The following is an 18577-nucleotide window of genomic DNA, read 5'->3' on the forward strand; positions in this document are numbered from 1 at the left end:
TGTTAATTTCTGGTGTTTACTTTTTTACAGTAATGGTTCTTCCGGTAACGAGGTTAAATTCGTAAATACGGTAAAGGCCATCATCACTAATCTCTATATTTTCTACCAGTCCGGTTTTGCTGAAGGTATCGGTTACCATATCTCCGACTTTTACATCCTGGAGAATATCATTTGGTGTATCGTTGTTTAATCTGATCATAATGGTAAAAGTATCGAAATTTGCTTAAATAATTGAAAATGGAGTAAATGATGGATGGATGTAAGATGTAAAATGGATGATGGAATTAATCACCAATGATCAATTTTCAATGAGCAATCGCGATCGCAGGTAGATGATTTTCTGCCACGGATGCACTTAAACCACGGAGAAATAATCGCATTTTAATCAAACCTTACAGATAGGCCCAAGTAGACAAAGGTGATATTAATTCTGCGGTGATCAGCGAAATCAGCGGGAGATTATAAATATTTTTCCCGCAGATTTAAAAAGATAGGCGCAGATTGTTAATCACCAATGCTCAATTTTCAATGATCTATTATGATCATAACAATAGCTTATCTTTTGCCACAGATTCACCGAAAACACGGAGACGTACTCGCGTTTTATCAAACCTTACAGATGAAATTAATTCTGCGGTGATCAGTGAAATCAGCGGGAGATTATAATATTTGTTCCCGCAGATTTAAGAAGATAGGCGCGGATTGTTAATCACCAATGCTCAATTTTCAATGACTAGGTACTACCGCTGACAAGAGGCCTTAATGTTCTTAATTCCTTAATGGTAAAAAAATGTAAGATGTAAAATGGTTGATGGAATTAAAATCACCAATGACCAATTTTCAATGACCTGGTACTACCGCTGACAAGAGGACTTGATGTTCTTAATTTCTTTATCGTAAAAAAAATGTAAGATGGTTGATGGAATTAAAATCACCAATGACTAATTTTCAATGATCAAGTGCTAACCGCCGACAAGAGGCCTTAATGTTCTTAATTCCTTAATGGTAAAAAAATGTAATATGGTTGATGGAATAAAATCATCAATGATTAATAGTAATCGTTTGATATATAGGGCTTTGAGTTTTATTCGATAAAAAAAGTGAAATTAATCCTCTCCCGGCTTTGTTTCCTCAATGCCTGTATCTGCTTTCCCGATGATTAAGTTAACGCAAAACGCCACACGCTAATCGCATGGCACTTCCCGCTTTTTACCCCTCCGTTCTCAATATCTTCAATGGTGGCTGGTTTAAAATACTTCTCGTGCTCAATACACCCGTAATCACCACCAGCAATACTATAGAGCCAAATAACAACAGCGTTGGTAAAAATGGCGGAATAAATGCAGCGTCGAAAATAAATTTAGCCAGTGCCCAGCTTCCGCCAACGGCTAAAATCAATCCTGCACCAGCTGCAAATGCACCCAGAAAAAAATATTCAATTGCATTTATGGCCAAAATCTGTTTTCTGCTCGCGCCCATGGTTCGCAGTAAAATACTTTCTTTTATCCGTTGGTTTTTACTAGTTAATACGGATGAAATGAGCACAATCCACCCGGTAACCATACTAAAGCCAGCCATAAACTGAATGACGAAACCAATTTTGCCCAACAGCTCATCTAATAATTTTAGAACCAAATCCAAATCGATTACCGAAACATTAGGGAACTTTTGTACCACTTCGCCCTGAAAACGTGCAGAAACTTCGCCCGATGGTACCCTCGTCATCAATACATGGAACTGTGGTGCTTCTTCCAGTACACCAGCCGGAAAAACCACCCTGAAATTCGTTTGCATGCGGCTCCAGTTTACCTCCCTCAAACTGCCTACAACGGTCGGGATCATCATGCCCTGAACATTAAAAAGGATTTTATCATTTAAACCTACATTGATAGATTGGGCATAACGCTGGTCTAAGGAAATGTAAACCGTTTCATTGGGTTTTATTTTTCCAGTCCATTTACCTGAAGTAATTTTCTCCGCTGCGGTTAAGGTATCCTGATAAGTAGCCCTGATCTCGTTGCGGTAAGCCCTTCTGTTATTGGTATCTGCACTGGCTTTCTTCCCGTTAATTTCTTCAATCCGCATGGTAATTACAGGCACCTGGTTCATCAAGGGTAATTTAAAGGCTTTGGTTAAGCTGTCTAACCCTTCTTTTTGCGTATTCTGAATGTCGAACATCACCATATTGGGCTGATTGGCCCCCGATGAAAGTGTAACACGGCTCATCAATATGCCCTGCACAAAAAATAACGTACAGATAAATGCGGTAGATAAACCAATGGAAACCGTAAGCATCAGGGTTTGATTGTTCGGACGGTAAAGATTAGCAAAACCCTGTCGCCATAAATAACCCGAGGAGTTGGGCAAGAGTTTCCTTACAAGAAACATCAGTAGTTTTGACAATACAATTAACAGTACAAAAGCAATGGCTATACTCAGCGTAAAAGCGAATGTTTGTATCCAGGTTTTCATCTGTAAATGGGTAAAACCGGTAATAAAGGCAGCCATTAGCATATAAACCAGCCAGGTTAGTGGATCTCTTCTGCCTCCTGTTTTCTCGAATGATGCCCTGATGGCATTTAGCGGAGAAATTTTCCTGACCGATAGGAGTGAGGGGAGTGCGAAAAGAATGGAAATAATCAGGCCAAGTAAAATCCCCTGACCAACGGCCATCCACGAAACCTGCATGGTAATTTCGACCGGAAGAAAATCTTTAAGCACTAAAGGTAACAGAAACTGTATACCCGTGCCTAAAATAGCTCCCAAAACTGATGCGATTAATCCAATAAAAAATACCTGGATGAGGTAAATTAAAAAAGCATGCCGCGCTTTTAAACCTAAGCAGCGCAAAGTGGCAATGGCACTTAATTTCTCCTGAATGTATACATGAATAGCGCTGCCAACGCCAACACAACCTAATAATAAAGCAATAAATCCTGATAAGGCCAGAAAACGGTTTACATCTTTAAATGATCGCCCCGTTTGTTCTTTCCGCGACGCTACTGTGTCGGCATCAAAACCTTCTTTTTCTAGTCTTGCATCCTGTTTTTTAACCCAGGCATCAATTCCGGCTGGATTATCATACCTGAAATAAAATTTATTGTTGATCCTGCTTCCGGTTTTAATCAGGTTGGTTTTATCGAGTAATTGTAGCGGAATATATACCGTAGGGGCAATGCTCGAGCCGATTCCTGTTTGTCCGGGCGCTTTAATTAAAGTACCTAAGATTTTAAAATTAAGATCGCCCACTTTAACCGAATCGCCCACTTTAGCATTATACTGCAGCATCAGGGTTTGATCAACTAGGGCGTTTCTTCCGGATTGAAAATTCTTTGCTGCGGCCAATGGAATGGTTTCTATTGTGCCATAATAAGGATAGTTGCCCTGTAGGGCTTTCATTTGTACTAAACGGCTGCCACCACCTTTCTGAAAATAGATCATCGAGGCAAATGTTTTCTCCTGCGAGCGCTCATCGCCCAATGTATCGAGCATTTTTTGCATCGCTTTGCTTACCCCTTTGCGGCTATCCAGCACCAGATCGGCACCCGTAAGTTCTTTCGCCTGTGCATCTATATCCCTTTGCAGATTATCTTTAAACGAATACACCGCCACAAGTGCTGCAATACCTAAAACAATTGATGATATAAAAAGCAGTAAACGTGCGCGGTTTTTCCGGCTATCGCGCCAGGCCATTTTAAACAGCCAAGAAAATTTGATGCTTTGCGTTGGATGGCTATTAGGCATAAGTGAGGTTTTCATCTGAAAGGATTACACCACCTTTAATTTTGATATTTCTTGAGGTTTTGGCTGCAAGTTCAAGGTCGTGTGTTACGATGATTAAAGTGGTTCCGGCATCTTTGTTTAAATCGAACAGCAATTTGATTACTTTTTCGCTTGTTTCAGCATCGAGGTTTCCGGTTGGCTCGTCGGCAAAAAGAATAGCCGGTTGATTTGAAAATGCCCTTGCAAGCGAAACCCTTTGCTGCTCGCCGCCTGATAACTGGATGGGGTAATGATGGGAACGATCGGCCAGACCAACTTTATCCAGTAGCTCCAAGGCATGGGCTTTAATATTTTTTGCCCCCCTCAATTCTAAGGGCACCATCACATTTTCGAGTGCGGTTAAAGTCGGTAGTAGCTGGAAATTCTGAAAAATAAAACCCACATATTGGTTCCGCACTGCAGCACGCTCATCTTCATTGAGTTTTTCTAAGGCAATACCATTCAGTTCAACCGTTCCGCTGCTGGCCCTGTCTAATCCGGCACATAAGCCGAGTAGTGTAGTTTTTCCACTTCCTGATGGACCTGTAATGGCAACGGTTGATTCGGCAGTAATAGAAAAATTGATGTTATCCAAAACGGTGAGTTCCCGTCCGGCACTTTGGTAAATTTTGCTTACATTTCGGATGTTCAATATGCTTTCCAATAGCTGATTTATTTAGGGTTTGCGTATAGATTTTTGCCAAACATAACGGGCCAGTGCCTGTTAAGATAATGTTTAACGATAATTAGATATAGATTTATTAGATATGTTACGAAAACGATTAATGGGGCTATTTGTTTTGAGCCTGATACTCTTAAGCTGTGGAAATCAACAAAGTAAGAGCAATAAGGATAAAACTTTAGATTCGGCTGACCAAAAAACATCTGTTACAGCTGTTAAAAAGAAAAATATCCTCTTTTTTGGTACAAGCTTAACGGCAGGATATGGGCTCGACCCAACTGAAGCTTACCCGGCATTGATCCAGAATAGGATTGATTCTTTAAAAATGCCCTATAATGTAATTAATGGTGGTTTAAGTGGCGAAACTTCTGCAGGTGGCAAGGGAAGGATAGATTGGTTATTGAAACAGCCTGTTGATATTTTTGTGCTCGAACTGGGGGCCAACGACGGTTTAAGAGGCTTACCTGTTGTGCAAACAATAAAAAACCTTCAGGATATTATCGATCGCGTAAAAGCCAAATATCCGAATGTGAAGCTGGTAATGGCGGGGATGCAGGTGCCACCGAATATGGGCGCTAAATATGCTTCGGATTTTAAGAACATATTCCCTGATCTGGCAAAGAAAAACCAGATGGCTTTGATACCGTTTTTATTGGATAAAGTTGGCGGTGTACCGAAATTAAACCAGGCAGATGGTATACACCCAACGGCAGAAGGGGATAAGATTTTAGCAGAAAATGTTTGGGTGGTGCTGAAAGGATTGTTGTAGTTTTTTCGTTTTAACTCAGAGAGCACAAAGAGAAAAGGCGCTGAGGACAGAGAACTGGGTGCAATAATCTAAGCTTAGCGTCTTGCTGAATTTATTTCAGCATCTTGCGACTGTAAGACCCTGAAATAAATTCAGGGTGACGACCGATGATGGCTACAATTGGCTTGTTCATATTCTCATTCCTTCCTAAAACTTTTAAGTGTTCCGTCATTGTTAAACTGGATTTCGAAACGTTCCCGGTTACCATTAATACTTTGTGGGAACCAGCGCATATTTCCGTCCCAGATTGAAATGTAAACAGAAGTTGCCGGTTTTGCATCCTCAACCTGTGCTGCTTTTTCATTATAGATTTCGAGCACTTTCCGGGCATCTTCAAAATGCATTTTGCTTAAAGGGAATGTTCTGCGTTCGATATCTGTGGCCAGTACTGGTTTTGGCGCAGACCATGCCCCGTCCTCATATTTGTAAGCATCAACATACTTAGGATTTACAGGATGCTGCAACATCAGGTTTATGGAACCATCACCGTAAAAATGAACCGATTGGTATACCATTATTTGTTTGCTTTGGTATTGAGGCAACCGCTTTAGTTGTTCCTGGGCCAATGCCAGATCCGGAATACTTAACAATGCTTTCTTTGCTTTTACTACCGGTTTTGCTGCGTTAGTGTTTTTAAGGCCTCCCTGAGGAAGCTTCATTTCTTTTAGAAACTCATCTACTCTTTTCTGTATTTCTTTAGCCGCTGCAGGATGTTTTTGCTGCTTTAATAATTCGATGTCGTGGAACATTTCTTTCGCTTTCAGCTCCATTTCGGGTGTATTAATGGTATCGCCATTTATTACGATCGTATTTTCCTGGTGGCGCTGTACAGCTGTGGCTGTACTGGTTTTAGTAGATCCGGTATATTCGCCATTTGAATCAAAGTGATTCTCTTTATTATATTTTTTAACCAGCGAATCGTTTGGATGAAAGGTTTCATCAATGCTTTTGGTAATATGGCTGCAACTCAGCATAAGCAAGCTGAAAAGTATAAACAGGCTATAAAATTGCTTTGGGTTTTTCATCAGAATTCTCCTTCAACTTCATTTAAATCTCTTTCAAAAGCAGCATGCTGCGGATCCTCTTTAAGATAAAAAATAGAAACATATTCCTGTTTGGTCATATCCAGATCGAGCAGGTTTACAATCCTTTTAATATTCACCCTGTGCTTATGGTAAAACTGATCTGTAAATTCGAGCTCAAAATTGACCAATGGCTGCTCATTGATGTAAGTTCCGGTTTGGCTGGCTTTGATCAACCGGGCGGTAGTTTGCGTACCTTTAAACTTAATCAGGAACAAATTATCAGGTTTGCCGATAAATTTTCGAAGGATAAAAGTGCCAAAAGCACGGTAAAGTAGTAATGTAAATGCACAAGTTAACAGTGGGTGGCCAATACTCATAAAACGCCAGCCCATGCCCTCGCTTTCCGAATAATAAGAATAAACATAATAAGCAACAACAATGGCAGCAAAGCTTAGCCATGCCAGGTTCGTAAGAGCAATAATCATTTTCCTCATGCTTACTTCTGTTGAAGCAAAAATAAAATAAGGGGCATTTTTTACCTCTCTATCTAACAAAATACCAACGGTTTTGCCTATTTCGTAACGGCGCTCGTAAGGTTTCGCATCGTTTACCGTAGTTATTTGAGCAACAGTACTGCCCACCAGGTTTTTAAACTGCAGCGCAAGTTCGTAGCTATCGTAAGCTGCTCCCGGTTTCGAAATTTTTGTCGATTTTAATATTTTGGCCTCACGCGGTTCGCCGGTGGTTTTAAGTTTTTCTATGTTGCGTTTGATCAAAAATGGACGGACTACCCATTTGCGGTAATAACCAATTAACAATATAGTCCAGAACAGGATAGATAGGGTAAGCAAAGCAAGCGGATACCAAGGATTGCTGTCTACCAGATTGGGCATGTTTTCGCTTTTGATATTGTAATATAATAACATGGGGAATGGGATAGCGAAAAAGAACATATAGATGCTCCAGAATATCGAAAGTCCTTTACTGATGTTATGGGTCATTACTGCTTATTAATTTAATGTTTTGTATTGTTCAAAACTCTGGTCCATAGCGGTGTAAAATGCAGGATTGATTTCCTGTATCATCGCGTATATTTTTAATCTTCATTAAAATACTGTCCAAACCATTTGTCGAAATTTTCTTTGTGTTTTTCCTGTGCGGTTTTAATTAATGCGTTAGGCTCTTCAATCTGGTTGAGGTGGTAATCGCCTTTCATCCATTTTAAATACTGATCCAGGTCTTCACTTTCTTCGTAGCTGTTTTTATTCTTAAAAAAATAGGCCTGGTCAAATTCAACCCAGATTTCGGCATCGTAAGTGAGCAGGTGCAAAAGCTGTAAAATGTTTTCCGCAACTACATGAACACCGCCTTCATCTCCGAAAACCACAATAGGCATCTGGTTTAAAGACTGGTTACTTCCATCGTTCCATATCGTATAAAAAGATCCTGTGCCATTGGCCTGTGCAAAAGGCAATAATCGGTTTAAGAATTCTTCATCTTCGCTCCAGCTTTTTAAGCCCAATTTATTATCGATTAAAACACCAAAGCCATTGCTGTAATTTTCGAATGCGGAAATATTGTTCTGAAAGTAAATCAGTTTTTCCAGTTCAACAGGAATCTCGTTGAGCCCTAAATTTTCTTTAAATGCTGTAATGTTGATCATAGGTAGGTGAATTAGAATTAATGAATAATGGAATGATTGAGTGATTGAATGTGGGAATGATTGAATGGGGGAATGATTGAGTGATGGAATGTAGAATTAATGAATGATTGAATGAAATTGCAATTATTAAAAAGGCATCTTTTTTACTTCGATTCCGTTATCTTTCGCATATACATCGGCAATATCCCAAAGCTTATTGTATTTCTGTACAAAGGAATCATAACTTTTATTATTCAGTTCGATTATTGCATTATTAATTTCGGCTTCGGGTGCATGCTCATCGATCATTTTAGCAATTTTGAGGTGATCGGTTTGATAACTTTTCAATACAAAGGCATACAGATCAAGCGCTGCATCAATCATTGGTCTGGTTTTTTTAGTTGGCCGCATATCCTTTATCTTGGTGATGTTCTGTTCTACCCTTGCAATCGAATTGTTTTCCAGGTATTTTTCGCAGGTGTTAAAATCAGGTGTATTTACGCCGCTTTTGATATATTTCAGATAAGTTTTAAAATACTCGCCACCAAAACGCGATATAGAATTGGTATTTAGGGCCACACGGTCAAAATACTCTTCCGGCGTATTCAACGAGAATTCGCATGCGGTGATGGTTAAAACCATCACCATTAGCATGACATTTTTGAAGTTGAGGCGCATAAACATCTTAGTATTTATCTGCTGGAGAATATTTTTCTTCGAACATTTTACCGATAAGCGGAACAGGTTTTAATGCGCCGTTTGCAGCATTAATGATGCCCATGATCCATAGCACAATAAACACGTAGCCGATAAGGCCTAAAAAAGATAAAGCAGGTACTGTAAATGCAATGATATTGAGAACAATGCCAAAGATGATGTTTACAATGGCCAGTCCTAACGATTGTCTTAAATGATATTTAAGCAATGCATCGGCTTTATCTTTTCCAATAAAATAAGCTACCAGCCAGCCAATAATGGTGATGTACGAAATAATTGCAAGAGATTTGTTGTTCATGATAAATGTTTTTTAGGTGAAAAATTTGTTGATCCAAAGTTGGGGCTAATGCTTAGGATTTTAAAGGTTTCAGTGCCTACAGAGCATCTACAGTTTGGTTAAAAAACGTCTACAATACATCTACAATTGTATTTAATGTCTTGATTGTCAGGTTGTTATTTATTTTAATAATTTTTGTTTTTCGTCTACAACTTCATCTACGGATCAATCTTTATGTTAATTTTACAATATGAAGCATCCTATCTTTAGAAAAATATTTCTTTTAGCCATTACTCTACTTACCTTTCGGGCGGGTGCACAAACCTTGTTAGACAGTACCGCGCTCGATAAACTAAGTGATCAAGATAAACCGGCCCTGCTTACGCAACTGGCAGAGCGAAGCAGGATTAACGGCGAATACGATGCTGCCATTGCCAAAGCCAGAGAAAGCATGGCCCTGGCAATAAAATCCAAAAATATTAGCGAGGCTACAAAAGCTTACGCGGTACAGGTAAGTGTATATGCTACAACTAAGCAGTTTGTATTATCAAAAAATGTAAGCGATACTACTTTATCACTTGCCCAAAAATCGAAGCAGCCTGTTGCCCTGGCTTATGCTTATTATGCGCAGGCACTTTTTTATAATGCCATTGATAATGCCGAGGAAGTAACTAAATACTGCCAGCTGGCACTTAAATCGTTAGGTAAAAAAGACGATCCATACCTCAGTGCCAAGTTATATTACCAGTTATATATGCTCAGCTCGCGCAGGGATGACGTTAAAAATGTAAATAAATATGCCCGGGCTGCTGCCGGAAACGCTTTAAAAACCAATGATTATAATTTATTGGGCAATTGTTATATCGCTTTATCAATTGCTGCAGATTACAATTATGCCGGTAGTAAAAACGAATTATTTAGGGATAGCATTATCTATTATTTAAATAAAACACAGGGGCTTTACCGGGAGTATCCAAAATATGTTGCGCGGAAAACCTATGCCATGTCCTGTATCAATAGTGCAGATTACTACCTTCGTTATTTCTCAGATACCGATCTGCAGGCAAAGGCTAATGCCATACGTTATGCCGGTTTGGCCAACGAAGTGATGAAAGCGGCTATAAATGGCGAAGAGATCAGGGCGAGTGGGCTGGGCATTTTAAGCGAATATGCCAAAAGGGATAAAAACTTTATTATGGCAGAGGCTTATTTGCAGGAAGCTTATAGTGTACTTAAAAGCAAGAAAGTGCCCTATTATTCAACCATGATTACTGTGGTAACCGCATTGTCGAATTTTTATGAAGAGCGCGGAAGTTATGAAAAGGCCCTCGAATTCCAGAAAAAAGCAACAGAATACAGCAACAAATTTTTTGATGAAAAACGTACGTTAAATGCCCAAAAACTGGAAGTACAGTACGAGGCCGAAAAAAAAAACAATGAAGTAAAGCTATTAAAACAAAGTGAAAAATACGCCCGGCAGCAAAAGTATCTGTACATTGGTATTGCTATTGCCTCTTTGCTGGGGTTGATATTTATGTTCCGTTCTTATCATTTCAGGTTGAGGTACTCGCTACAGCGCGAAAAACAACTGAACCTGGAGAAACAGGATGCAGAACTACAGATGAAACTCGAAAAGGAAGAAAAGGCAAGGTTAAAAGCCGAACAGCAATTGCTGGAAAGCCAGCAGCAGCAACTGCAGAAAGAAGTAATGGCCAACCAGCTTCAGCTGGAGCACAAAAAGGAAATGCTTTTCCAGATCAAAGAAAAACTGGGCGTTGCGCCACAACTCAATATCAATAAAATATGGAACGAGGAACTACTTTTGGACAATGATTTTGAAGAAGCAAAATTTCAGATCCAGCAGGTACATCCCGAATTTTTCTCGTTGCTCAACCAGAGGGCACAGCAGAAATTAACTGCCCTCGACCTAAAATTATGTGCTTACCTGCATTTAAAAATGGATACCAAAAAAATTGCGCAGCTGATGCATGTGGAGGCCAAAAGTGTGCGCATGAGCCGTTACCGTATTAAACAAAAACTAGGGCTTGGCAAGGAAGAAGACCTGAATCTGTTTTTGCAGGATATAGGATAGTTTTAGTCAGCAGTTTTAAATGCGTCAAAACATTAAAGAGCTAATCCAAATGGTTAACCGAATCAAATTTCTTTTTTGCATCGGCATATAACTGCTCTTTTTTACTGATGATTTTATGCATTTCCATTTTATCCTTTGATAACTGTAGCTGCTTGTGTGTGGCAGCATCGCGTACGGCTTCGGTATTTGCCTTGTTTTGGCTTATCAGTTGCTGGGCAATAGTGAAACGTTCAGAAATTTCCAGTTCTTTAACCGCAGTATAATAATTGGCTGCTGCAGTTTTTAGCTCGTTGCCATGTTTAATGTCTCCGGTTCGAAGCGCATTTATTTCACCAATAATTTTATCAAAAGCTCGTTCCTCTGCATCTATTTCCCGTAAAGCACATTTGTAATCACCCATAGTTAAACATGCCAGCTTCCGGTCGCTTGGACCGTTTTTGCCCACCATGACATTGAATACTGCCCGGTCTTTCTGTTCGAATACAGTTTTCAGATTTGCTGCTTTTTTAGACTGACAGGAAGCCATCATCAATATCAGTATGGCTAAAAGGATGCGTTTCTGTTTCATAGGTTTTATCTTATTTTCAAGGTTATGTACTTTTAAAATAGTGAACTTATTACTATCTGCTTACGGTTATTAGTAATCTTATTTTAAACACTTATATAATTGATCAAAATCTGTTATTTTTGATGTAAAGGCGTTTTTCGCAGGCGAAAATCAATAAGCCTTTCTGGTAATAGTATTCATAATTTCATGAGCCCGCTGCCTTGTCGCCATCGCCAATTCCTTTATCGCATGTTGCGAGTATGATAAGATGGAGAACAGTATTTTCTGCTGGTGGTTTTTCACTGATGAATTTTGATTAGTCGTAATGAAAAGGTGTGCCTGTTAATGTATTAAACCTATACCTTATTCGCCTGCAGCTAAAACCTGATCACTACGCATATTTTGTTACCTGTTCTTCAATCCAGTTTTTAAATGCTACGTTATTAAAATCAGCGATTTCGCTTCCCCTTACAGGTACCTGAACATTAAATTCTTTTTCCACCCAGGCCCTGAATTTTGGGTTAATGCCCGCGTCTTTTTCCTGCCCGATTGCTGTATTCCACTCTTCTATGGCCATACTTAAATCAGCAAATCCAATTTCATCGTATCCTATAGCTAAAAGTCTCAGGAAATCTATAAAGTTTTCGGCCAGAATGTACAACTCCCCGCCTTCTGAACCCAAATGAACTATTTTTTGATTGTTCTCATCGTCAATCCAAAATGCATACAACGAGCCGTCTCCACCGGCACCAAATATTCCGAACCGGTCTGACACGTTATTGAAACCAAGCCAATACTGCATTGTAGCTCCATCGTCGGCCCTTAATTCAAAATATCCGCTAATGGGGTAACCGTTTTCGTCCGTCCAGTTACATAATTTTTCGAGCGCAGCCGGAATAGCCACCTGGCTTGGTATGCCCTGAAGTATTTTTTCGTAGGTATTCATAATTATTCCTTGTTTAGGTTTAATAACATTTCATTTAACATTACCAGCTCCGTGACATGTTTTATAGGATATAGCTTTATTTTCTGTTCAAATCGGTTATTAACAATGGGTTACTTTCTTTCAATCTGTCGATCAATTCACTTACTGCACCTATTGTGGGGCTCTTTTTGAGCTGTTCAACTTCAGTATCGGTAATACCCACTAATTGCAGAAAGCTTACCTCGCCATGTGGCGTTTCTATTTTGCCCAGTTCTGGATCTAAAGCAAAAACAAAGCCTGTTATTTCCGTGTCGGTATTTAACCTTATCGGCCCGTTGGCAGGTATAAAATGATTTTCTTCAAACCATTTACCACTCGAGAAAACATATCTGGCCAGGTTATTCATGACGTTTATAGCCCAGATAGGATCATTTTCATCATCTTTAAACGGTGCCAGCCTGAAAGTGAATTCGAAGCCCCATTTACTAAATTCGCCACCTGCCTTTTCTTCGTTATAATAAAGCTCGCTCATACCATAGCTAACGATGTGCCGGTGAAAAGTTTGATGGTTGGAATCGTAAATGCTTGCACCATCTATCGGATCGGTTCCGCCCGCCGCATAATGGATTCCGCACAATGGCGGATAGTGACGGGCTTCTGTATCGCCATATATTTTTTCTAATTGATTATCGATAGACTGCCATCCAGGTGTATCGTCTGTAGTAAATTGCTGTTTGTAGGTTTCCGGATTCATCATTTTTTAATTTAGTTTTCAGGGTTACGGTTCTTCAAAGATGTTGCCATTTTATTTTTTGAGCAACAGCTGCCACATATCACCGTTGGTTACCTGCTGCACAATATTTTTTTTGTTTTCCCAGCTTGTTAAGCTGTTCTGCAGTTTTTCAAATGCCGTATTTATTGCACTGTAGGCGCCGTTAATATAATCTTCATTTTTAGCTGTATGTGCATCATGAAATTTTGCTTCAATAAAATCGAGATGGATAAGTGGGTTGAGCAGTTCAAAATTCATATACCTGTAATAATTGTTTAGATTGATCCCAATATATATTTTGCCTGTAGGGGCAACGAACAGATATTTTCCGATAAAAGAGTCATTCATTTTTTGCCATATCTCAAAATATTCCCTTCTTTCGGCATAGTGTTCAGCATAACCCACGATCCAGTTTTTATCCCAGAATATGTATTTTTCAATCAGATATTGCGCTATCTTGTATTTTTCCGCTTCAGGAATACTCTCTTCAAAACACCGCAGGGTTTCACTGGTAATCATACTCCATTGATTAGCCATCGAATTGTAATACGCTTCCAGTTGGGATGTTCTTATTTCATTTTCGAGCGGGGCGAGGTATATATCCTGCAATAAATCGGTTATTGATGTGTAATGATGTTGGAAAGCAGATATTACTGCTTCCATTGCTTGTTTTTCAAGATTTAAGATCAGGTAAACTCGGGCGATGGTATGAAAAATCTTTGGAATGAGCCAGCACCATTGCTGCACCATTTCATAAATAATCCGCGCATCCTGTAAATATTGTACATCCTTAAAATTCAGGTACATTTCCCAGCAGGAATTAAAATACCTGTTAAGAATATCGTAAAACCAGGGATCAGATTTATAACGCTCTAATTTTTGTGAAGTATTTTCGGAAAGCCAGGGGTTAAATTGATTATAAAATGTTTCTGCAGTACCATTATGATCGTAATTGGGTGTTTTTAAATGTCTTTCTACCTGTGATACATCTTTTTTAGTGTTGAAATGCTGTTTTTGCTGCTGCAGAAAATCATCAAAATCCAGAACTCTTTCTATTTTAACCTGTTCGTAGAGATTTGTCCGGTAAATAAAAAAAACACCATGTTTATCACTACATTTTCTGAGGAACAGGTAACCGCTTCCCAAACCTGCTGACGGAAGTCCGGAGTTATCATACTCCAATATTTCGAATGTTGCCGCATTTACGCTGGTGAGTTTTTCGTTGCTGCCCATCCATATTCCTTTTTCACCGATCAGCATTACATCTTTATAATAATAACCGCTGCGGTCAAACCTGTATGCCCCAACTTCATTTTTCGAAAAAGGCTGGCCGTTGAGGTATAAAAAATCTTTGTCGCTTGCCAGATAAGGGTTTAAAAGTTTGAAGGTTGCCGGATCTGCTTCTGGCAATAATTCGAGCAATCCATTATAAACCGCCCAGGTGGTGAGGTAATATACCGATCCATCATTCCCATTTTTAAGGATTTTAAGTTTACCTCCGTTTAACGGGATCTTGCCCTTAGGTAACACTGCAAAGTTTTTGTTGCAGAAACCGTAATCCGTTTTTTTTAGTGAATGGATATCTATATCTCCGAAAATTTTTGGTTCGGTGTAATTGTAAAAAGTATAGAGGTAGCTGCCGTTGTAAAAATAATTTTCGCCAAGCGGAACCGGGTTGCTAAAGGTTGCTGTATGGAGGTTATTTTTTAAAAATGTAAGCATAAACTGCTGCTGCAGATATTTAACTTCTGCAACTATTTCACGGTCGACCATCCGGCCTGCAAAAAGATCGCTTTTAAAATCACTGAAATTAACTGCTTTTTTAAAAAGAAAAATATCTGCATCTTCTCCAACAACTTTCAGCTCGTTGCTTTCCAGATTTAACTTTAATGCCTTTCCGTTATTAATCCGGTAAGAAAAATCTATATATTCGGCATCATCAGGTGAAGTAGCCCAATAAGTGCCGATGCAATAGCCTGTTGCAGATGCTGGAAGAACAGATAAAATATGCTGAAAAACATTCCACTCTGCGGTCAGTTCGAGGTTTACATCGCTGCCATAATTAAACCAGGCAAGAGCATAAAAAGCGAATTGTTTTTTATGATAACTGAAAAGATAAAAATCACGATAATCGCTGTGTTCCTGCAAGGAGATGAAAATACAGTTTGCAAAAAAAGCTTTTGCCTTTTTAAGCAATTGCCTGTAATCTGTTTCAGCAAGATGTATTTTGGTAATGATAGCGGCTGGTTCTGACATTTAACTAGATAGGGGTTAGGTAACTTTAATGCATGGTTACGTTTATTACGTATTCACTTCTTGTTTTGCTGGTATTATTGGTTTAGTTTGTTTCTGATTATTTTTATGCCTTCTTTTTTGTCAGTCTTCCATAAATGGATTTCATAAAAATCTTCTCCATCAAGTCCGTCGTCACTTATTTTATCAAGGTTTCCATAATAAATCCTCAGCCTATATATACCATTTGCAAGTTCGATTCTTTTTGCATCCGGGAAATAGTCTGTATAACCAGCAACTACAATTTTACCTGAACTAACTTCTAAATCACACTCATTTATTTGTCCGATTGCGTGCCCATTGTCTACCAAAAATGGAGGCTCGCTGTTAACTATTTTCAGTCTTACCGGAACGTTCATATTCCGCACTGTACCAATTCCAACCGCTCCATCTGCTGTTGCTAAATAAAGGTTTACAGCTTCATCCGTCCATTTATCGCTCAAATCGCCGACTGCATTTTCATCCTGTATATAAAATTGAAAATAGTCTGCAAAAAGCGTTAAGTTAACTTCATTTATTATTTCCATATCGGTCATAGTTATTAATTAACAGGAAGCACCCTTTGATGTTTGATTAACTATTATCTCTTCCGGGAAATTAGAAGTGTAATTCAATTTGATCTTCTTCTATTTCATCAATCAGCTTTGCACTGGTACCTTTTTACCTCAGTAATTTGCAACTATCCGGATATAAAGTTCTTTGCTGAACAAAGGCATCTTTATCTGGTTAAAGTAATGGTTGTTGAGTAGCGGTTATTACTTTCTTCATCGGTTCTGCGCAATATCATACGGGTTTCGCCCAGTTCGGATATGGTAAAGGCACCTTCGCCACTTATGCTTATTTCAGTATCGCTGTTAAAGTTGTAACCAAGGCTTTTTTCAGCACTTGCATTCATTACATAATATATTTTTCCATCAGCCGCAAAACTCCAGTAATCACCAGGTTTGCCTGGCTTAGTTGTGGTTTTCGTCGGATTTGGCGGGATCGTGGTTTCATTTGCCTGCGATATATAGTTCCACTTGCCAATAATTTTTTCCTGATTGGTTTTTTCAGGCATTTTATCTTTTTTACAGGCAGTATAACCCAGGGTAATGATGCCTAGCAGACATACTATTTGCAAAGTTTTCATAGCGTAAAGGTTTTATAGATAATATCTGATTATTGTTAACCGGCTTACTGCGTGTTATTTACCTGCCCAGGCTAAAAATGATTTTGTAGGTTGTGCCATCGCGGTTGCTGCCTGCACTAAACACCAGCTTATTATCGGTAAATTCATCAATATCATAATCCTGCCCAAACAGGTTAAATATAGTGCTGTTACTTTTTACCGAATAAGGCGTTTCTTCATCTCCCTCAACATTTGTTTTCGCGGTACCATCTGCCCTGAAATCGAAATAATAGCCAGGTTTACCCTCATGTATAACGCTTTTTGCAGGCTGTGGGGGTGTAGTGGTCTCCTCTGTTATTGATGTAACATTCCAGCGGCCCTGTATTTTAGTCTGGGTGGTAACTTCCGGATCTGTACTTTTATCTTTTTTACAACTGGCAGCTGTAAATACCAGCGCTGTTAAAAATGTAAAGAGCATGGCAATATTATATTTTCTTAGTTTCATAATAATCGTTATTAGTGTATTGCTATGGTTGAATAAAAGCTTTGATTTTACATTTTCGTCAATACATACGTTTGCGATTCTTCGTAGGTAATGTTGTTTTGCGTTACGGTTTCACTCTGTTTCAGTGATAATTGTGTGTCAGAATCGAAATTGTATTTAAAAAAAACAGCTTCACTGCCATCCTCACGGAGTACAATCTCATTGGCTTCTATCACGTAACTGTAATTCCCGATCACATTGTTACCTTCTGTTAAGTTTAGCCTGTTACCCGAAAATTCGAATATCATCTTGCCATCAGGTTTTTCTTCATTCTCCACCACCTTGCCATTTTGTAAAGTAGTGCTTTTTAGATTGGTAACCAGCCATTTACCCTGCAGCTTCTGATTGCTGGCTTCATTTTCGTTTAGTTTTTCTTTTTTACAACTGGTAATCACCATAAGGCCTACCAAAACGGTTAACATATATCTTTTCATGTGTTTTGCTTTTTATTTATCCTTATTTATTTTTTTACATAGATGGTTTCGAACGTACTTCTCATTTTTACCTTGTTGGTGCTGTAAAAACTTTCCTCAATATGCGAATGCCGGGTATCTGAATAGAATTTTAACTGATAGTATATCCCCGCGTTACCTTCCCTTAACCTTATTTCTGTACCGATAATGGCATAGGAATAAGTATCTCTTAGTTGCCCGCTGCGATAGTAGGAAATGTTTTTATCCTTATATTCTATGGTGCGGCTATTGGCCGGATAGGGCGTTATTTCTTCAGATACGAGTTTGTTACTATCTTTTTCGTATTCTCTTTCTATCGATTGGGTAGCTTCCCATTTACCCTGCAACCTGGCTACCGAAGTATCCCCATTATCGGTAACCTCATCTTTTTTACAGCCGGTATTGGTTAGTACAAGTGCTGTAATCATTGCAAACAGCACTGTTATTTTATATTTTTTCATATTCATAAGCGTTGTGTATTTATTGCTCCTTTCGATTTTACATTTCGTTAATGTCTCTATTTGGTAAAGTTGTAGGATATTGTTTGGGTATCATCGTAATTGTTTTTGCGGATACTCAGTTTCAATTTATCGTCAGTTAGTTTATCAATGGTGTAGTAGTTATCGTCGAACTTAATCTGGCCGTTACCTTCAATAGTGTAGTTAGTAGTGTTTTTTGCTGCATACAGCACATAGGTTAATTTTCCTTCAGTATCAAAAAGGAAGTAATCGCCAGGTTTGCCATATATAATTAAAAGTTTCACTTCACCTGGTGATGCAAAATCAGACTGGCCTTCTTCTGAAATAAATTTCCATTTGCCCAAAATTTTTTTGCGAACTGTTTCTTCTGAAAATTCGTCCTTTTTGCAGCCTGATATGGCTACCAGAGATATCATAAAAAGCATTGCAATCATCAGTTTTTTCATTATCATA

20 protein-coding genes are annotated in these 18577 nt (G+C 38.8%); 2 read left to right on the forward strand and 18 right to left on the reverse strand.

Annotated elements, in window-relative coordinates:
* Window positions 1-16: 16 nt before the first annotated feature.
* The 3 genes from DRW42_RS05695 to DRW42_RS05705 all read right to left on the reverse strand — a co-directional run bounded on the left by DRW42_RS05695 (window position 17) and on the right by DRW42_RS05705 (window position 4426).
* Entirely contained in the window at window positions 17-199 is a 183-nt protein-coding gene (locus DRW42_RS05695; RefSeq protein WP_113947871.1) for a hypothetical protein, read from the reverse strand.
* A 1010-nt stretch (window positions 200-1209) separates the two neighbouring features.
* Complete coding sequence (locus tag DRW42_RS05700) at window positions 1210-3759, reverse strand: ABC transporter permease (RefSeq protein WP_244215201.1); 2550 nt, start codon at window positions 3757-3759, stop codon at window positions 1210-1212.
* Window positions 3737-4426, reverse strand: coding sequence for an ABC transporter ATP-binding protein (locus DRW42_RS05705; RefSeq protein WP_113947872.1), 690 nt, complete (start codon window positions 4424-4426; stop codon window positions 3737-3739). Before DRW42_RS05705 ends, DRW42_RS05700 begins: the two co-directional genes overlap by 23 nt.
* A gap of 103 nt (window positions 4427-4529) precedes the next feature.
* Between DRW42_RS05705 and DRW42_RS05710 the strand changes: the two genes are divergently transcribed.
* Window positions 4530-5213, forward strand: a complete 684-nt coding sequence (locus DRW42_RS05710; RefSeq protein WP_113947873.1) for an arylesterase — start codon at window positions 4530-4532, stop codon at window positions 5211-5213.
* A gap of 176 nt (window positions 5214-5389) precedes the next feature.
* Here the strand turns inward: DRW42_RS05710 and DRW42_RS05715 are convergent, their stop codons facing one another.
* The 5 genes from DRW42_RS05715 to DRW42_RS05740 form a co-directional block, all read right to left on the reverse strand.
* Complete coding sequence (locus DRW42_RS05715; protein WP_158544283.1) at window positions 5390-6226, reverse strand: hypothetical protein; 837 nt, start codon at window positions 6224-6226, stop codon at window positions 5390-5392.
* Window positions 6227-6276: 50 nt separating this feature from the next.
* Complete coding sequence (locus DRW42_RS05720; protein WP_208643509.1) at window positions 6277-7278, reverse strand: hypothetical protein; 1002 nt, start codon at window positions 7276-7278, stop codon at window positions 6277-6279.
* Between the two features lie 95 nt (window positions 7279-7373).
* Entirely contained in the window at window positions 7374-7940 is a 567-nt protein-coding gene (locus tag DRW42_RS05725; protein WP_113947875.1) for a hypothetical protein, read from the reverse strand.
* Between the two features lie 126 nt (window positions 7941-8066).
* On the reverse strand, window positions 8067-8567 hold the full coding sequence (locus tag DRW42_RS28700) for a hypothetical protein (RefSeq protein ID WP_158544284.1): 501 nt from the start codon (window positions 8565-8567) through the stop codon (window positions 8067-8069).
* A 37-nt stretch (window positions 8568-8604) separates the two neighbouring features.
* Window positions 8605-8934 (reverse strand): magnetosome magnetite crystal formation protein family, encoded by a 330-nt coding sequence (locus DRW42_RS05740; protein ID WP_113947878.1) that lies wholly within the window; start codon window positions 8932-8934, stop codon window positions 8605-8607.
* A 229-nt stretch (window positions 8935-9163) separates the two neighbouring features.
* Between DRW42_RS05740 and DRW42_RS05745 the strand changes: the two genes are divergently transcribed.
* Window positions 9164-11005, forward strand: coding sequence for a helix-turn-helix transcriptional regulator (locus tag DRW42_RS05745; protein ID WP_113947879.1), 1842 nt, complete (start codon window positions 9164-9166; stop codon window positions 11003-11005).
* 40 nt (window positions 11006-11045) lie between these two features.
* Here DRW42_RS05745 and DRW42_RS05750 read toward each other — a convergent pair whose 3' ends face one another.
* The 10 genes from DRW42_RS05750 to DRW42_RS05795 all read right to left on the reverse strand — a co-directional run bounded on the left by DRW42_RS05750 (window position 11046) and on the right by DRW42_RS05795 (window position 18570).
* The gene (locus DRW42_RS05750) at window positions 11046-11573 is read right to left on the reverse strand and encodes a hypothetical protein (RefSeq protein WP_113947880.1); all 528 of its coding nucleotides are present in this window, start codon (window positions 11571-11573) and stop codon (window positions 11046-11048) included.
* Window positions 11574-11943: 370 nt separating this feature from the next.
* Window positions 11944-12498 carry an SMI1/KNR4 family protein gene (locus tag DRW42_RS05755; RefSeq protein WP_113947881.1) on the reverse strand — a complete coding sequence of 185 codons (555 nt, stop codon included), beginning with the start codon at window positions 12496-12498 and terminating at the stop codon, window positions 11944-11946.
* Window positions 12499-12574: 76 nt separating this feature from the next.
* Window positions 12575-13234 carry a suppressor of fused domain protein gene (locus DRW42_RS05760; protein ID WP_244215202.1) on the reverse strand — a complete coding sequence of 220 codons (660 nt, stop codon included), beginning with the start codon at window positions 13232-13234 and terminating at the stop codon, window positions 12575-12577.
* A gap of 48 nt (window positions 13235-13282) precedes the next feature.
* On the reverse strand, window positions 13283-15505 hold the full coding sequence (locus DRW42_RS05765; protein ID WP_113947883.1) for a DKNYY domain-containing protein: 2223 nt from the start codon (window positions 15503-15505) through the stop codon (window positions 13283-13285).
* Window positions 15506-15579: 74 nt separating this feature from the next.
* Window positions 15580-16068: a hypothetical protein gene (locus DRW42_RS05770; protein WP_113948067.1), complete on the reverse strand. Its 489-nt coding sequence runs from the start codon at window positions 16066-16068 to the stop codon at window positions 15580-15582.
* Window positions 16069-16259: 191 nt separating this feature from the next.
* The gene (locus DRW42_RS05775; RefSeq protein ID WP_113947884.1) at window positions 16260-16670 is read right to left on the reverse strand and encodes a hypothetical protein; all 411 of its coding nucleotides are present in this window, start codon (window positions 16668-16670) and stop codon (window positions 16260-16262) included.
* Window positions 16671-16728: 58 nt separating this feature from the next.
* Window positions 16729-17154: a lipocalin family protein gene (locus tag DRW42_RS05780; protein WP_113947885.1), complete on the reverse strand. Its 426-nt coding sequence runs from the start codon at window positions 17152-17154 to the stop codon at window positions 16729-16731.
* Window positions 17155-17201: 47 nt separating this feature from the next.
* The gene (locus tag DRW42_RS05785; RefSeq protein WP_147243672.1) at window positions 17202-17627 is read right to left on the reverse strand and encodes a hypothetical protein; all 426 of its coding nucleotides are present in this window, start codon (window positions 17625-17627) and stop codon (window positions 17202-17204) included.
* 26 nt (window positions 17628-17653) lie between these two features.
* Window positions 17654-18106, reverse strand: a complete 453-nt coding sequence (locus DRW42_RS05790; protein ID WP_113947887.1) for a hypothetical protein — start codon at window positions 18104-18106, stop codon at window positions 17654-17656.
* A 56-nt stretch (window positions 18107-18162) separates the two neighbouring features.
* Window positions 18163-18570 (reverse strand): hypothetical protein, encoded by a 408-nt coding sequence (locus DRW42_RS05795; protein ID WP_113947888.1) that lies wholly within the window; start codon window positions 18568-18570, stop codon window positions 18163-18165.
* Window positions 18571-18577: the final 7 nt, after the last annotated feature.

This window comes from Pedobacter miscanthi, assembly GCF_003315595.1.
Taxonomy (GTDB): Bacteria; Bacteroidota; Bacteroidia; order Sphingobacteriales; family Sphingobacteriaceae; genus Pedobacter; species Pedobacter miscanthi.

Bases quoted from the DNA above. Each gene is read 5' to 3' on its own strand.
- DRW42_RS05695 (WP_113947871.1), bottom strand. From the start codon at position 199: ATGATCAGATTAAACAACGATACACCAAATGATATTCTCCAGGATGTA.
- DRW42_RS05700 (WP_244215201.1), bottom strand. From the start codon at position 3,759: ATGAAAACCTCACTTATGCCTAATAGCCATCCAACGCAAAGCATCAAA.
- DRW42_RS05710 (WP_113947873.1), top strand. From the start codon at position 4,530: ATGTTACGAAAACGATTAATGGGGCTATTTGTTTTGAGCCTGATACTC.
- DRW42_RS05715 (WP_158544283.1), bottom strand. From the start codon at position 6,226: ATGCTGAGTTGCAGCCATATTACCAAAAGCATTGATGAAACCTTTCAT.
- DRW42_RS05720 (WP_208643509.1), bottom strand. From the start codon at position 7,278: ATGACCCATAACATCAGTAAAGGACTTTCGATATTCTGGAGCATCTAT.
- DRW42_RS05725 (WP_113947875.1), bottom strand. From the start codon at position 7,940: ATGATCAACATTACAGCATTTAAAGAAAATTTAGGGCTCAACGAGATT.
- DRW42_RS28700 (WP_158544284.1), bottom strand. From the start codon at position 8,567: ATGGTGATGGTTTTAACCATCACCGCATGCGAATTCTCGTTGAATACG.
- DRW42_RS05740 (WP_113947878.1), bottom strand. From the start codon at position 8,934: ATGAACAACAAATCTCTTGCAATTATTTCGTACATCACCATTATTGGC.
- DRW42_RS05745 (WP_113947879.1), top strand. From the start codon at position 9,164: ATGAAGCATCCTATCTTTAGAAAAATATTTCTTTTAGCCATTACTCTA.
- DRW42_RS05750 (WP_113947880.1), bottom strand. From the start codon at position 11,573: ATGAAACAGAAACGCATCCTTTTAGCCATACTGATATTGATGATGGCT.
- DRW42_RS05755 (WP_113947881.1), bottom strand. From the start codon at position 12,498: ATGAATACCTACGAAAAAATACTTCAGGGCATACCAAGCCAGGTGGCT.
- DRW42_RS05760 (WP_244215202.1), bottom strand. From the start codon at position 13,234: ATGATGAATCCGGAAACCTACAAACAGCAATTTACTACAGACGATACA.
- DRW42_RS05765 (WP_113947883.1), bottom strand. From the start codon at position 15,505: ATGTCAGAACCAGCCGCTATCATTACCAAAATACATCTTGCTGAAACA.
- DRW42_RS05770 (WP_113948067.1), bottom strand. From the start codon at position 16,068: ATGGAAATAATAAATGAAGTTAACTTAACGCTTTTTGCAGACTATTTT.
- DRW42_RS05775 (WP_113947884.1), bottom strand. From the start codon at position 16,670: ATGAAAACTTTGCAAATAGTATGTCTGCTAGGCATCATTACCCTGGGT.
- DRW42_RS05780 (WP_113947885.1), bottom strand. From the start codon at position 17,154: ATGAAACTAAGAAAATATAATATTGCCATGCTCTTTACATTTTTAACA.
- DRW42_RS05785 (WP_147243672.1), bottom strand. From the start codon at position 17,627: ATGAAAAGATATATGTTAACCGTTTTGGTAGGCCTTATGGTGATTACC.
- DRW42_RS05790 (WP_113947887.1), bottom strand. From the start codon at position 18,106: ATGAAAAAATATAAAATAACAGTGCTGTTTGCAATGATTACAGCACTT.
- DRW42_RS05795 (WP_113947888.1), bottom strand. From the start codon at position 18,570: ATGAAAAAACTGATGATTGCAATGCTTTTTATGATATCTCTGGTAGCC.